Origin of the sequence: Flavobacterium cyanobacteriorum (assembly GCF_002251835.1) — a bacterium.
GTDB lineage: Bacteria > Bacteroidota > Bacteroidia > Flavobacteriales > Flavobacteriaceae > Flavobacterium > Flavobacterium cyanobacteriorum.
Map to the genome: position 1 here is coordinate 1 of NZ_NOXV01000277.1, position 13,415 is coordinate 13,415.

Sequence of the window (13,415 nt, forward strand, 5' to 3'; positions counted from 1 at the left end):
GGCTAATACCGCTATAACATATAGTTTCTTCATCTGTGTGTTCTTTGCTGACAATTTAAAGTCTCAAACTATTTTTTTATAATTTTTTTCTTGAAAACTTTTTGATTTGATTTGTCATATATAGTGACGAAATATATACCGGAAGCTATAGAAAAGCCTTCGACATTCAAAACATCATTTGCAGTAGCATTATACAATTTTTTTAACGATCTTCCTTCTATGGAAACTATTTCGATGTCATAGGGCAGGTTTGGTATCAGGCCGGAAATTGAAAAAGAATTTTCAACTAAAGGATTAGGATATATTGCTATATTTTCTGCCTGTAAATTATTGCCTGAAGAAAGCAATGCGTTATTTAATGCATTAAAAGCATTAATTCTGCCGAAACCGTAGTACTGGTCCCATCCGGGGGTGTCTTCGGCAGGGATACCTACAAGATCCTGTGAGGATTGCTCCAGGACCTGCCTTACCTGGGCTACTGTCAAATTTGGTTTTACTGAAAGTATAAGCGAGATCAAACCGCTCACCTGGGGAGCTGCCTGCGATGTCCCCCCCCCTGGCGATACTATAATTAGTGTCGGAGGTATGACTTAGGCCAAAAATGTAATTGCCGGGGGCAACAAAATCTAATTCGGGGCCAAAACTGCTGCCTACTGTAGTGTTTCCTATAAAAGAAGTTGACCGTCTGTCATTGGGGTCTGTTGAACCTACAGCAATTACATTAGCGTATCGGGCAGGGTATTGAATATTAGCAGCATTTTGATTCCCTGCAGAGGCAACAAAAACTACATTATTAGCAAACGCAAAATTTACGGCAGTTTCTAATGCGGCAGAGGGAGCATTACCGCCGGCGGATAAATTAATAATTTTAGCCCCGTTTTCTACGGCAAAATAAATACCATTAATCATATTGCTGTAAACCCCCAAATTATTGCTGTCTAAAACTTTACACACCAAAATTTTTGAGTTCCAGTTCATCCCCGCATAACCTATGTTGTTATTGCCTTTGGCGATGGCTATCCCCGTTACATTGGTGCCGTGGCCATGATCGTCTGTTGGATCAGCATCATTATTTACATAATCTGTTCCCGGGATGACTCTCCCGCTAAATTCGGGATGGTCAAGTTTTAAACCTGTGTCCAGAAAAGCCACTATAAGGTTTGGATCTCCCTGAGTTATATCCCAAGCCAAATCAGTATCCATATCAGCATCTACAGTAGCTGGTGAAAATGTGAAAGTTCCGCTGTTTGCATGATACCACTGCCTGGCCTGAAAAAAAGCATCGTTTGGGGTAAGCATGGCGGCTTCATGCCCATTTATTATGAAATTTGGTTCTGCAAAATCAAACAGGCTGGTACTTAAATATTTATTTGCCAGGGCTTTTACATCTACATCTTGCCTAAAACGCAGTAAGTATGTTTTGTTCAACTTTTTATTCCCTATTATTTCATAGCTTTCAAGATTAACAGAATCGTTAATCCTATTGAATTCTTCATCCAAACTTTTAAAATTATTTTTGGTAATGTTAACTGACTCTTTGAATTGCAAAATCAGTTGGTTCTTTAAAAAATCTCCGGCCTGTGAAAAAGAGAGCTGAAATGCCAGAAGGGTAAAGAAAGAAATTAGTGTTTTCATATTTATTTATGTATTTAGTTATCGTTTAAGGCTAAAATGGGCTTTGAATTGTCTTGGTTGGTTATTATATACATAATCTACTACAAACCAGTAGTCATCTGATTTCATGCGGGCATTATTATATGTTCCGTCCCAACCGTTTCGGAAAGGGAATATTTGTGTTAACAACTTGCCGTACCTGTCAAAAATGTAGATTTTTGAATTCCGCTGAAAGAATAATGAATTTATGTTCCAGGTATCATTAATACCATCACCGTTTGGTGTAAAAAATTTGGGATAATCAATTATTAGGACATCTTCAAAAACCACATCATCAGAACATCCATCCGCATCAATTATCCTCACGGTATGGAAACCTCTGCTTACATCGCGGAAAATATTGGATACCTGGGGTGTTCCGGCATCCAGCTGGTATAAATAATTTCCCTGGCTTAAAGGTATTATCGTGATGGTAGGGCTATCTTCAAAAGGTTCGCTAACCCTCAGGTCAAAGTTCAATATTTCATTTTCCTTGATTGTTACTGTAATAGCCTGAGGTGTTGCACACTGTCCAGGATTAGGCGTAAAGGTGTAGCTGCCGCCATTATCAAAGTCAATGACTGAAGGTGACCACGTACCCAAAATGCCATTGGGAGAGGTTGTGTTTAAACTGAAATTTGTCTGATTCCTGCACAATTCCAGATTTTGAAACCCCGGGTTTTGCCTTGGATTTACCGTAATATTTACCGTAACAGGATTATAACAAAAATTATCAGAGGGGTTTGGCGTAAATGTATATATCCCTGAAGACTGGCTATTAACTAACGGGGGCGACCATGTCCCCGTAATTCCGTTCAGCGAAGTTGTGGGTAATACCGGGGCTGCAGAACCCGCGCACAAGGGTGCGATTGCCTGAAATTGAGGTGTAATAACAGGCTTAACAGTAACCTGTATCTGTACTGAACTGGTAGTAACACACTGGCCGGGCCCTGGCGTGAAAGTATATATCCCTGATGCTGTGTTGCTGACCACGGAAGGTGAACACGTACCGGTAATCCCGTTTGAGGAAGTGGTGGGCAATACGGGCGGGGCTTGACCCGCGCAAATAGGCGGAATAGGGGCAAAGGCAGGCGTTACTACATTATTTACTGTTATAGTAACCTGGACATTGCTCACTGAAACACACTGTCCCGGGTTGGGCGTGAATGTATAAACCCCTGTAGCCGTATTACTTACCACTGATGGTGACCATGAACCCACTACGCCATTTAGTGACGTGGCTGGTAAAACCGGAGGTGCAGAACCTGCGCATAACGGGGCTATTGGCGCAAACTCTGGCGTAAGTACGGGAACTACGGTTATGGCAATCTGTACTGTGGCAGTGGCTGTACACTGCCCGGGGTTTGGCGTAAAGGTATAAGTACCCGAGGCCGTATTGCTCACCACAGCAGGCGACCACGTACCCGTTATTCCATTTAATGATGTCGTGGGGAGTACAGGGGGTATTGTGTTAGCGCAAATGGTATTCGCTATCGGCGCAAAAGTAGGTGCCGGTGAAGGATTGACCACCACGGTAACCTGCACCGGGGTTGCATTGACACACTGCCCGGCATTGGGCGTAAATGTGTAAGTACCGGTAGCGGTAGTACTTACGGTAGCAGGTGACCACGTACCCACAATGCCATTAAGGGAAGTGGTGGGAAGAACAGGCGGCACTGACCCCTGGCATATTGCCGGTATAGGGTTAAATGTGGGTGTTGCCGGATTAGTAACAACTATGGTAACTTGTAGTGAACTGGACGAGACACACTGCCCCGGATTCGCTGTAAATGTGTAGGTGCCTGTAGCGGTATTGCTTACTGTAGCAGGCGACCAGGTACCCTCAATCCCATTGAGCGATGTAGTAGGCAAAACAGGTGCCTGCTGGCCGAAACAAATACTTGTCGGCACCGCGAATGTGGGGCTTGGAGAAGGTAAAACAACAATGGTACCGGTCGCGGTTGCGCTTTCCCCATTGCAGCTTCCCGATGTATTTATTGTAAAGTTATAAGGAGAATTGGCGCTTGATAAAGCAATGCCACTGATAGTTAATGTTGTTCCTGAAATGGAACCAAAAACTCCATCAGGCAGATTCACAATACTGGCCTGGTTGGCAGAGCCGCCTAATTCAAAAGTTATGGGCTCGATAAGTTGCCCCTGGCAAACGGTTTGGCTTAATAAAGATGCCGAAGCGGTTAAAGCCAGTTGTGGAGGCCCGGAAACAACTGTGATTTGTACATTAACAATACTGCACGCATTCTGGCCGGGATTAGGCGTAAAAACATACGTAGCGGTTGCAGTGTTGCTAACAACACTGGGAGACCAGGTGCCTGCTATCCCGTTCAGTGAAGTAGTAGGGAGTACCGGTGCCGCGGTATTCGCACAAAACCTGGTAACTATATTAAAGGCCGGTTCAAAGCAATCTACAACGGAAACAAATATTTGATTGTCCAGATAACAACCCGGAACTGAAGGTGTGAAAGTGTAGGTGCCGCTACTAGAAGGATCAATAACACTTGGCGTTTCGCGGCTTTGCGAAGGCTGGGATTGTTAGCACTTACTTTCTTGATATTCCCAAACTACAAATATAGCACAAATCTTTCTAAAAAGCACTAAACCCCAGCTTTTGCAAAACCGCTGTTCTCTGCTGGCTTTTTAATTACAATCTATGATACTAATAATAAAATATAGATTCGTCAATAAAATAGCAATCAGTATATGTTTTTTTATTATTTGCTATTATGTTGCAACCATTTTCAACACATAAATACTTTTTGTCTAAATTACTAATTTCGGGGTCTAATTTATGTACACGGAATTTTTTTATAGGTTTAGGAATTCTTTTAAAATTACAGAGTAAAAATTCTTTATCATTATCAATAATTAAAATTGAATCACCTAATGAAATATTTAATTCAAAAAAATATGTATCCACACCTCTATATCTTAAAATCCCTTTTTCTAATATGCATTTATTCTTTTTTATAAATGAAATATTTTTATTAGAATTGTTATGTTTTGGTTTATATTCAATCATTATTTTCTTATCATATGTCAAAGTATCACAAGTATTACATTTATACAAATTAAATTTTTTATTTAAATCATTGTAATTTATATATAGCTTTATGCTTACAATGAAGTGGTTTAAACTTATTTGTTAAATAAAAAAGGGTTGACGAAATTTGTGTTGCAAAACATAATTATTTCANTCAATGATGTAACTATTGTAATAAGCCGGTAAAGGGCAGTAAATTGTGTGTACAATTCAATGTTATCCGCATGTAGTCATTTTTCAACCTAGCCATAACCGGCTGCAAATCCTAATATTCAGCGACTACGTATTCTGTTATAGTTTTTTTCATACATTTACGTTAACCAATACATTAAAGCTATGAAGAAAATACTACTTTACCTGCCTGTTTTGTTCAGCTCCTTATTTTATGGGCAAACTATAAGCCTTACCTCATTTGCAACAGGATTCACAAACCCAACTGAAATAACACATGCCGGCGATTCCCGCCTTTTTGTAGTGCAGCAAGGTGGACTTATACGGATACTGAACAGCAACGGTACCATCAACACTACCCCTTTTCTTAATGTTACCTCGCTGGTTTCAATCGGTTCGGAAAGAGGGCTATTAGGGCTGGCGTTTCACCCGCAGTATGCGACAAATGGCTTTTTTTACATCAACTATACCAATACTTCGGGTAATACAGTTGTGGCACGCTACACCCGCAGCGCCTCTAATCCTGATGTAGCCGATGCCGCAAGTGCGCAGGTACTGCTCACCATCACACAGCCTTTCTCTAACCACAATGGCGGCTGCCTGCGTTTCGGGCCGGACGGCTTCTTATATATTTCGCTCGGCGATGGCGGCAGCGCCAACGACCCACAAAACAACGGGCAGGACATCAATACACTGCTGGGTAAAATGCTACGGATAGATGTGAATAACGGAACGCCCTACAGCAGCCCGGCGGGTAACCCTTTTGTAGGTGTCGCAGGGGCAGATGAAATATGGGCTACGGGCCTGCGCAATGCCTGGAAATTTTCGTTTAACAGGCTTAATGGTGATATGTGGATTGCCGATGTAGGACAGAACCAGATTGAAGAAATCAATAAAGTGACCGCCGGCTCTCCCGCCGGACTTAACTTCGGGTGGCGCTGCTATGAAGGGAATGCTGTTTTCAATTCAACCGGCTGTGGGCCTATCGGCAACTACACTATGCCTTTTGCACAATATTCGCATAGCCTTAACAGTGGCTGTTCTGTAACAGGCGGTTATGTATATACCGGCACAGCCTACCCCAACCTGCAGGGTAAATACCTTTTTGCCGATTATTGCAATAACCGCATAGGCATCGTAAATACAGACGGTACAATCACCTTTACCGCCCCTTTCAGCGGAAATAACTTCAGCACATTTGGCGAAGATATCAATGGTGAACTTTACATAGGAGGCAGAACAAGCGGCACCATCTATAAGATAGTAGACACATCTGCCGGTATAAATGATATTTCTGCGGGAGGATTTGCAGTTTATCCCAATCCTGCTTCCGGCAGTGTGAATATAAAAAACCCTGCATCAGGTGTTTCCGCTGCCGCAGCCAGCATATTTGACCTCAGCGGAAAGCTTCTTTTACAGCAGCAGCTCACCGGTACAGATATAAACACGGTTCCACTAACAGGCCTGCCGGCCGGATTTTACATGCTGGGGATTACTGACAATAATGGCAATGAAACTACGCACAAGCTGATGCTACAGTAAAAAGCATCTCGAAATGACGGAAGTTCATTTTGTCCCTTGTGCAAATAAAAAAGGAAGAATCTCTTGCTGATTACCGCGTGAGATTCTTCCTTTACCATTTGATAATTTTAATATGTATAGCCGTTTGCTAAATCTCGTTAAGCATTTTTGATATTTCATCCAGCTTCGGCGTAAGGATGATCTCTATACGCCTGTTCTTCGATTTGCCTTCGGCATTTTCATTACCCGCCACAGGCGCAAATTCGCTTCGCCCGGCCGCGGTGAGGTTTTGCGGGTTGATGCCTTTGTTTTCTCTTAATATTGCCACTATGGCTGTTGCCCTTTTCGTAGAGAGGTCCCAGTTATCGGCTATCGGCCCGCTGCCGGCATATGGCACGTTATCAGTATGGCCTTCAATAAGCACGGCAATATCTGGGTTGTTAGCCAGTACCTTGCCTACCTCAACCACCGCTTTGCGGCCTTCAGCGCCAACTGACCAGCTGCCTGACCCAAAAAGCAGCTTATTTTCCATGGAAACATATACTTTGCCGTTCTTCTGTTCCACCGTGAGGCCTTTGCCTTCAAAGCCATTAAGTGCTTTAGAGAGCGTTTCTTTCAGCTTTTTCATGCTTTGCTCTTTAGCGGCAATCAACCCCTCAAGCTCATCCACTCGCGCTGAGCGTTCCTGCAGGTCGGCTTTCAGCTTGTTCAGCCTTTGCTGCTCGGCGGCAAGCGCCTTTTCCTTGGCCTCAAGCTGTGCCAGCAGTTCGCGGTTCTTTTTCATGTTGCTGTCCAGCGCATCATTGCTGTTCTTTTCAAGCGCGCTATACGATGCCTTCAGGTTATCAAGGTTGCTTTTGGTAGCCGCATAGTCAGTCGCCAGTTTATCCCTTTCGGCTTTTATCTTGTCAAGCTGTGACTGTGCCTCTTTCAGCTGAAGGCCGAGCTGGTTTTTGTCTTTGGCAAGCGTACCGTTTTCATCGGCCAGCTGCCTGTTTTCCTTTTTCAGGTCGGCATATTTGTTTTCCAGTTCTTTATATACTTTAGACGATACACACGAAGTAAGCGCCAAAGCCAGTAATCCTGCTGAAACTTTTTTTATCATAATGTTTATATTGGTTACTTTTTTACTCAAATTCTACCATTATGGGGCAATGGTCGCTGTGCCTTGCTTCGGGCAGTATAACGGCACGGGTAAGCCGCCCCGCCATGGGCTGGCTGACCAGCGCATAATCAATACGCCAGCCTTTATTGTTGGCGCGTGCGTTGCCAAAGTTGCTCCACCAGGTATAGTTGTGCGGTTCTTTATTAAAATGCCGGAAAGAATCTACAAACCCGTTATCCATAAACCGGGAAAGCCACTGCCTTTCATTGGGCAAAAATCCTGATACCCTGGCATTACGCACCGGGTCATGAATATCTATGGCTTCGTGGCATATATTATAATCGCCGCAAATAATAAGGTTTTGTACTTCTTTTTTAAGTTCATTGATGTACTGGTAAAAATCGTCCATGTAGCGGAACTTGTGCTCATAGCGCGCCACATTGGTACCCGAGGGCAGGTAGAGGCTCATGACGCTGAAGGTTTCAAAATCAATCCTCAGGTTACGGCCTTCTTCGTCCATGTAGTCAATACCGGTACCATATACTACGTTTACCGGCTTGTGCTTAGAGAGTATAGCCACGCCGCTGTAGCCTTTTTTTTGTGCTGAAAACCAGAAATGATATGGGTATCCGGCGGCTTCTATTTCATGCACGGCAACCTGCTCCTGCATAGCCTTAGTTTCCTGCAGGCACACAATATCCGGCCCTGCCTGCCCAATCCATTCTATCAGTCCTTTATTGAACGCCGCACGGATGCCGTTAACATTATACGATACTATTTTCATCAGGGTAGTTTGTGTGCCCCAAATGTAGCCAAAAATGGGGGAGTTTTCAAAAAACATCTTTAATGATAATCAACCACTTTATTAACAGATGCATAGCCTTTTTATAATAAAATCCGTTTTAAAACTTTAAACTTATTTAACGTTTCAACAGAATTGCTATCTTTGTTTTTCGCCAGAAAACACACCAATGTAGATGAGTTTAGTTACCGCTAAAGAAGTTGCGAAAGCAATAAAGACTGACAAATATGGTTTTTTAGGAACTTTTTCAGGGTGGTTACTGATGAAGGTTTTAAAAATATCTACCCTGAATAAAATATACGACAGGAACAGGCACCTTAAGGATGTAGAATTCCTGAACGCTATACTCGATGAATTCCAGATAAAATTTGAAATACCTGAAGAAGACCTGAAACGCCTGCCGAAAGAGGGCGCCTATATCACCATATCCAACCACCCGCTTGGAGGCATTGACGGTATATTACTGCTAAAGCTGATGCTGGAACGCCAGCCTGACTTTAAAATTATAGCCAATTTTTTACTGCACCGCATAGAGCCCTTAAAGCCTTATGTAATGCCGGTAAACCCGTTTGAGAACCATAAAGATGCAAAATCGAGCGTCACCGGTATTAAAGATGCGCTGCGCCACCTGAGCGATAACAAGCCGCTCGGGATTTTTCCCGCAGGAGAAGTATCAACTTACAAAGACGGCCAATTGGTTGTGGACAAACCCTGGGAGGAGGGCGCCATAAAGCTCATAAAAAAAGCAAAAGTGCCGGTAGTGCCTATTTATTTCCACGCAAAAAACAGTAAATTATTTTATGTGCTGTCGCAGTTAAGCGACACGCTGCGGACGGCGAAGCTGCCGTCAGAACTGCTTACACAAAAAGACAGGGTAATAAAAGTGCGTATCGGCAAGCCTATATCGGTAGCCGAACAGGCAGAATACGGCACCATAGATTCCTATTCTGAATTCCTGAGGAAAAAAACCTACATGCTGGCCAACCCCTATGAAAAAGATACCCGCCTGCTCGACCCCGTGCACCTTAATATAAAACTGCGCGATAAAGGCCCTAAAGAAATTGCCACACCGGCTAACCTCGATAAGATAATTGCGGAACTGGCACAGATACGCAAGGGCGACTATCGCCTTCTGCAAAGCAAAAACTATGAAGTTTTCCTGGCATCAGCCGATAAAATCCCTAATATCCTGCATGAAATTGGCAGGCTTCGCGAAATTACTTTCCGTGAGGTAGGCGAAGGCACCAATAACTCGCTGGACCTTGACCAGTATGATAAGTACTACCACCACATGTTCCTGTGGGATGACGACGCTAAATGCATTGCGGGGGCTTACAGGATGGGGCTGGGCAATGAGATATATAAAAAGCATGGCATTGACGGTTTTTACCTGCACGACCTTTTCCGCTTTGAGCCGGAACTCTATGACATGATGTCTAAATCCATTGAAATGGGGCGTGCCTTCATCGTAAAAGATTACCAGCAAAAACCTATGCCGCTGTTCCTGCTCTGGAAAGGTATAGTACACTGCACTCTCCGCTACCCTGAACACAGGTTCCTTATAGGCGGGGTAAGCATAAGCAACCAGTTTTCACAATTCTCCAAGTCGCTGATGATTGAGTTCATGAAATCTAATTATTACGACCCGTATATTGCCCAGTATGTACATCCTAAAAAGGAGTACAAAGTAAAACTTAAAGATGCCGATAAGGATTTTGTATTTAATGAAGCGGAAGCCGACCTGAATAAATTTGACAAGATTATTGAAGAAATAGAGCCGGGAAGCCTTCGCCTGCCGGTGCTTATCAAAAAATACATCAAGCAGAATGCCCGCGTTATTGCTTTTAATGTAGATCCCCTGTTTAATAATGCTGTAGACGGGCTCATGTATATTCGGATTGCCGACCTGCCGGAAAGTACCGTAAAGCCCGTCATGGAAGAATTCCAGGCTGAACTTGAAAGGAAGCTTGCCGAGCGGGGCGAAGAATAAATTACCGATACTGATGAAAACAGAAACGGTTGATTTTTATAATGAAAGCGTCAACAGGGCCATAGCATTCATGGAAAGCAACGCTTCAGGAGATATTTTTCTTGACGATGTGGCCCTGGCAGCCGGCCTCTCCCCTTACCACTTCCACAGGATATTCCGGCAGATATCCGGCAAAACCGTGAAAGGATTTATCTCAAGGGTACGAATAGAAAAAGCAGCTTTTCACCTTAAAAATTCTGATGCGGATATCACACAAATTGCCTTTTTGTGCGGGTATAAGAACCCCGAAACTTTCACCCGCGCTTTCCGTTCAGTCTTCGGCAGTACACCTTCTGAATACAGGGCAGGATTATCCAACGGGAAAGAAACCGGTACTGACGGTGGCCGGGATATAAAAACCTTTACTATTTCCCGGCCAGAAATAAAGACACTTCCCGGTATACATATCGCTTATGTAAGGCATACAGGTTCTTATGAGCTTGTCCCGGATTCTTTTAAAAAATTAATGTTCTGGGCGCTGAAGCATCTCGCCCTGAAAATGCGCCCCGCAACATTAGGCATCCTGCAAAATGACCCCCTTATCAGCGGCGAAGACCACATACGTTTTGACGCCTGTGTACAATTATCACGGAAAATAAATCCTTCCGGCAGTATAGGCTATAAGTATATTGACGGTGGACAATACGCCGTTTTCCGGTATTGTGGCCCATATGAGGATTTTTATGATGTGTATGATTACATTTATTACTTATGCCTGAAGGAATATCATTTCCTGCTTGGTGATAAACCGGCTCTGGAGTGGTATATAAAATCGCCGCCGTTTTACAAACCCAAAGATTATGTCACTGATTTTTACGTACCCATATTGTAAAAATTAGCAAAAAAAGTCAAGCCTGACTTATAGTGGCCTTAATAGTTTTGTAAAAATTATATAGCCATGAAGAAAAAAATAATCACATTAATTGTTGTTATCAGCGGCCTTGCTTTACTCCTCTGCCTCTATGGGCTGGCTCTGCCCAGGCAATTGATTTTTTATAAAGAGGAGGTTATTAACCATCCTGTAGAAGCTGTATTTGCCACAGTTACCGACTTTAAAAACCAGGCTAAATGGCGAAGCGACCTAAAAGAAATCAGAGCAGTATCAGCTGACGTGTGGACTGAAATCCCGAAGGCGGGCGAGCCAATGACATTTGCCATAGTCCAAAAAATTCAGGACAAACGCTTTGTCATCCGTATTATTAAACCGGAAAATTATAGCGGGAGCTGGACGGGTATTTTTGAGAAACTTCCACAAAACCGGACACTCTTTAAAGCCAGGGAAGTTATTGAACTAAAAAATCCATTTATAAGGGCAATAGGGCATACCTTTATTAATTTAGAAACAACCATGGACACTTATTTTAATGATTTAAATATAAAACTTGAAAAAGATGGCAACAAAAAGCTGGACTGATAAACTATATTCCGGTAAAAAACCCGTAGTGAAGAAACTTGACTATGACTTTGCCGGAATCCCTGCCCATAGCGCCATGCTTGTGGCAACTCCTGAAATTATTGACAACTACATACGGGAAATCCCTGAAGCAGTGACTGTTTCGCCTGAAGTGATGCGCAAAGATATAGCCCTGGCACACGGCGCCGAGTACACCTGCCCTGTATCAACAGGTATTTTCTTGCGTATTGTAGCCGAAGCGAGCTACGAACAATACCTTAAAGGTACCCCTGCCGACAAAATCACGCCATTTTGGCGGGTGGTAGCCCCTTCTTCACCGTTAGCGAAAAAACTAGCGTCAGGAACAGATTTTATTTTAAAGCAAAGGGCCGCTGAGGGGCAGTAACAGTTTTAATTGAAAACAAAAAAGTGACACCGGCCATTAGCGGGCTCCTGTAATGGTGTTATAAAGCAGTACAGCTTTACCATCGGTCAGTGTAGATACAAAATGGCAAATGTGCAGCAGCCTGTCATACAGTGTCATTTTTTCTGTTACAAATTTTTCAGGCAGCATTTTTAAAACCTGCAGGTCATAATTACTTGCCGTGCCTTCAAACTTATTATTATAGGCACTGCAGAAGGTATCAAGCAGCACATTGATGATGCGGTAGCCTATTATTTCTTTTTCAATTACTTCACGGCTCTGGTACACGTTTTTCCTGCTTATCTGCAGTATATCGTTTATCTGGGCCGTGTAGCTGCCCTGGTCAGTAAGGGCGTAAGGATATTTACCTTCAAGTATTTTCTCCTCATTAGCAAGAAAGGTGCTAACGGCGTCATTAATAAGGCTGCCAATAGCAAGGGCACGCAGGTAGCTTATACGGTCTTCCTTAGTGGTAAGTGTATTGTATTTGGCGGCATCTATAGAATCCTTCACCAGCTTAATAAGATACTCCAGCGCAAATTCCTCCTGTATTAGCCCCAGGTTAATGCCGTCTTCAAAATCAATAATAGTATAGCAAATATCATCGGCCGCTTCTACAAGGTACGCCAGCGGATGGCGCTCATAGCCTATGTCATCACCGCTTTTGTTAGGAATCATCCCAAGCTCTTTGGCAACATCCTGCGCAAAGGCCGCATCACACTGGAAAAATCCATACTTCTTATCAGCTATATTGCCTGTCGGCTTCTTAGGCAGCGACTCTTTGGGATATTTCATAAACGCCCCTAACGTTGCATACGAAATGCGCAGGCCACCATCAATACCCGGGCGTGAAGCTGTGAGCAGGTTAAATCCGTTAGCGTTGCCTTCAAAATCGGTGAGGTCCTGCCATTCCTTGGCGGTAAGGTGTTCTTTATACCTGCTACCACTCCCGGTCTTGAAATATTCGCCAATAGCTTTCTCTCCCGAATGGCCAAAGGGTGGGTTGCCTATATCATGAGCCAGTGCTGCAGCAGCCACAATAGCGCCAAAATCGTTCATATGGAAACCATGCACATCCTGCAGGTACGGGTGCTTCTCAATGATCTTTTTGCCTACCAGCCTGCCGAGGGAACGCCCTACCACACTCACCTCAAGGCTGTGCGTAAGGCGCGTATGCACAAAGTCAGTTTTGCTGAGTGGTATTACCTGCGTCTTGTCCTGCAGGCTGCGGAAAGCTGATGAAAAAATTATACGGTCAT

At 43.5% G+C, this 13,415-nt stretch carries 12 protein-coding genes and 1 pseudogene; 6 read left to right on the top strand and 7 right to left on the bottom strand.

The genetic code is table 11. From position 1 onward, the window contains the following. Positions 1–68: 68 nt before the first annotated feature. The 3 genes and pseudogenes from CHU92_RS16180 to CHU92_RS10375 all read right to left on the bottom strand — a co-directional run bounded on the left by CHU92_RS16180 (position 69) and on the right by CHU92_RS10375 (position 3,750). Positions 69–527 (bottom strand): T9SS type A sorting domain-containing protein, encoded by a 459-nt coding sequence (locus CHU92_RS16180; RefSeq protein WP_094415293.1) that lies wholly within the window; start codon positions 525–527, stop codon positions 69–71. A 61-nt stretch (positions 528–588) separates the two neighbouring features. Next, a pseudogene (locus CHU92_RS16195) lies at positions 589–1,635 on the bottom strand (S8 family serine peptidase); the annotation flags it as partial. 18 nt (positions 1,636–1,653) lie between these two features. Next, positions 1,654–3,750: a T9SS type B sorting domain-containing protein gene (locus CHU92_RS10375; protein ID WP_165764631.1), complete on the bottom strand. Its 2,097-nt coding sequence runs from the start codon at positions 3,748–3,750 to the stop codon at positions 1,654–1,656. A gap of 40 nt (positions 3,751–3,790) precedes the next feature. On the opposite strand from CHU92_RS10375, the gene CHU92_RS15865 reads away from it, so the two are divergent. Then, on the top strand, positions 3,791–4,099 hold the full coding sequence (locus tag CHU92_RS15865; RefSeq protein WP_165764632.1) for a hypothetical protein: 309 nt from the start codon (positions 3,791–3,793) through the stop codon (positions 4,097–4,099). A 228-nt stretch (positions 4,100–4,327) separates the two neighbouring features. On the opposite strand, the gene CHU92_RS10380 is transcribed toward CHU92_RS15865, so the two are convergent. Continuing rightward, entirely contained in the window at positions 4,328–4,690 is a 363-nt protein-coding gene (locus tag CHU92_RS10380) for a PDDEXK family nuclease (protein WP_129583056.1), read from the bottom strand. A 357-nt stretch (positions 4,691–5,047) separates the two neighbouring features. Here CHU92_RS10380 and CHU92_RS10385 point away from each other — a divergent pair, with 357 nt between their 5' ends. Beyond that, positions 5,048–6,424: a PQQ-dependent sugar dehydrogenase gene (locus CHU92_RS10385; RefSeq protein ID WP_094415300.1), complete on the top strand. Its 1,377-nt coding sequence runs from the start codon at positions 5,048–5,050 to the stop codon at positions 6,422–6,424. A gap of 127 nt (positions 6,425–6,551) precedes the next feature. Here the strand turns inward: CHU92_RS10385 and CHU92_RS10390 are convergent, their stop codons facing one another. After that, the gene (locus tag CHU92_RS10390) at positions 6,552–7,508 is read right to left on the bottom strand and encodes an OmpA family protein (RefSeq protein WP_094415311.1); all 957 of its coding nucleotides are present in this window, start codon (positions 7,506–7,508) and stop codon (positions 6,552–6,554) included. A gap of 22 nt (positions 7,509–7,530) precedes the next feature. After that, positions 7,531–8,292 (bottom strand): exodeoxyribonuclease III, encoded by a 762-nt coding sequence (locus CHU92_RS10395; protein WP_094415313.1) that lies wholly within the window; start codon positions 8,290–8,292, stop codon positions 7,531–7,533. Positions 8,293–8,485: 193 nt separating this feature from the next. Between CHU92_RS10395 and CHU92_RS10400 the strand changes: the two genes are divergently transcribed. The 4 genes from CHU92_RS10400 (at position 8,486) to CHU92_RS10415 (ending at position 12,138) form a co-directional block, all read left to right on the top strand. After that, on the top strand, positions 8,486–10,300 hold the full coding sequence (locus CHU92_RS10400) for a GNAT family N-acyltransferase (RefSeq protein WP_094415302.1): 1,815 nt from the start codon (positions 8,486–8,488) through the stop codon (positions 10,298–10,300). Positions 10,301–10,313: 13 nt separating this feature from the next. Next, positions 10,314–11,171, top strand: a complete 858-nt coding sequence (locus CHU92_RS10405; RefSeq protein WP_094415304.1) for an AraC family transcriptional regulator — start codon at positions 10,314–10,316, stop codon at positions 11,169–11,171. Positions 11,172–11,237: 66 nt separating this feature from the next. Further along, positions 11,238–11,753 (top strand): SRPBCC family protein, encoded by a 516-nt coding sequence (locus CHU92_RS10410; RefSeq protein WP_094415306.1) that lies wholly within the window; start codon positions 11,238–11,240, stop codon positions 11,751–11,753. Continuing rightward, positions 11,731–12,138, top strand: coding sequence for a hypothetical protein (locus CHU92_RS10415; RefSeq protein ID WP_094415308.1), 408 nt, complete (start codon positions 11,731–11,733; stop codon positions 12,136–12,138). Before CHU92_RS10410 ends, CHU92_RS10415 begins: the two co-directional genes overlap by 23 nt. 36 nt (positions 12,139–12,174) lie before the next feature. Here the strand turns inward: CHU92_RS10415 and dgt are convergent. Next, on the bottom strand, positions 12,175–13,415 hold a 1,241-nt coding region (dgt, locus tag CHU92_RS10420), incomplete at its 5' end, for a dGTP triphosphohydrolase (protein WP_094415310.1).

Bases quoted from the DNA above. Each gene is read 5' to 3' on its own strand.
- CHU92_RS15865 (WP_165764632.1), top strand. From the start codon at position 3,791: ATGGGCTCGATAAGTTGCCCCTGGCAAACGGTTTGGCTTAATAAAGAT.
- CHU92_RS10380 (WP_129583056.1), bottom strand. From the start codon at position 4,690: ATGATTGAATATAAACCAAAACATAACAATTCTAATAAAAATATTTCA.
- CHU92_RS10385 (WP_094415300.1), top strand. From the start codon at position 5,048: ATGAAGAAAATACTACTTTACCTGCCTGTTTTGTTCAGCTCCTTATTT.
- CHU92_RS10390 (WP_094415311.1), bottom strand. From the start codon at position 7,508: ATGATAAAAAAAGTTTCAGCAGGATTACTGGCTTTGGCGCTTACTTCG.
- CHU92_RS10395 (WP_094415313.1), bottom strand. From the start codon at position 8,292: ATGAAAATAGTATCGTATAATGTTAACGGCATCCGTGCGGCGTTCAAT.
- CHU92_RS10400 (WP_094415302.1), top strand. From the start codon at position 8,486: ATGAGTTTAGTTACCGCTAAAGAAGTTGCGAAAGCAATAAAGACTGAC.
- CHU92_RS10405 (WP_094415304.1), top strand. From the start codon at position 10,314: ATGAAAACAGAAACGGTTGATTTTTATAATGAAAGCGTCAACAGGGCC.
- CHU92_RS10410 (WP_094415306.1), top strand. From the start codon at position 11,238: ATGAAGAAAAAAATAATCACATTAATTGTTGTTATCAGCGGCCTTGCT.
- CHU92_RS10415 (WP_094415308.1), top strand. From the start codon at position 11,731: ATGGCAACAAAAAGCTGGACTGATAAACTATATTCCGGTAAAAAACCC.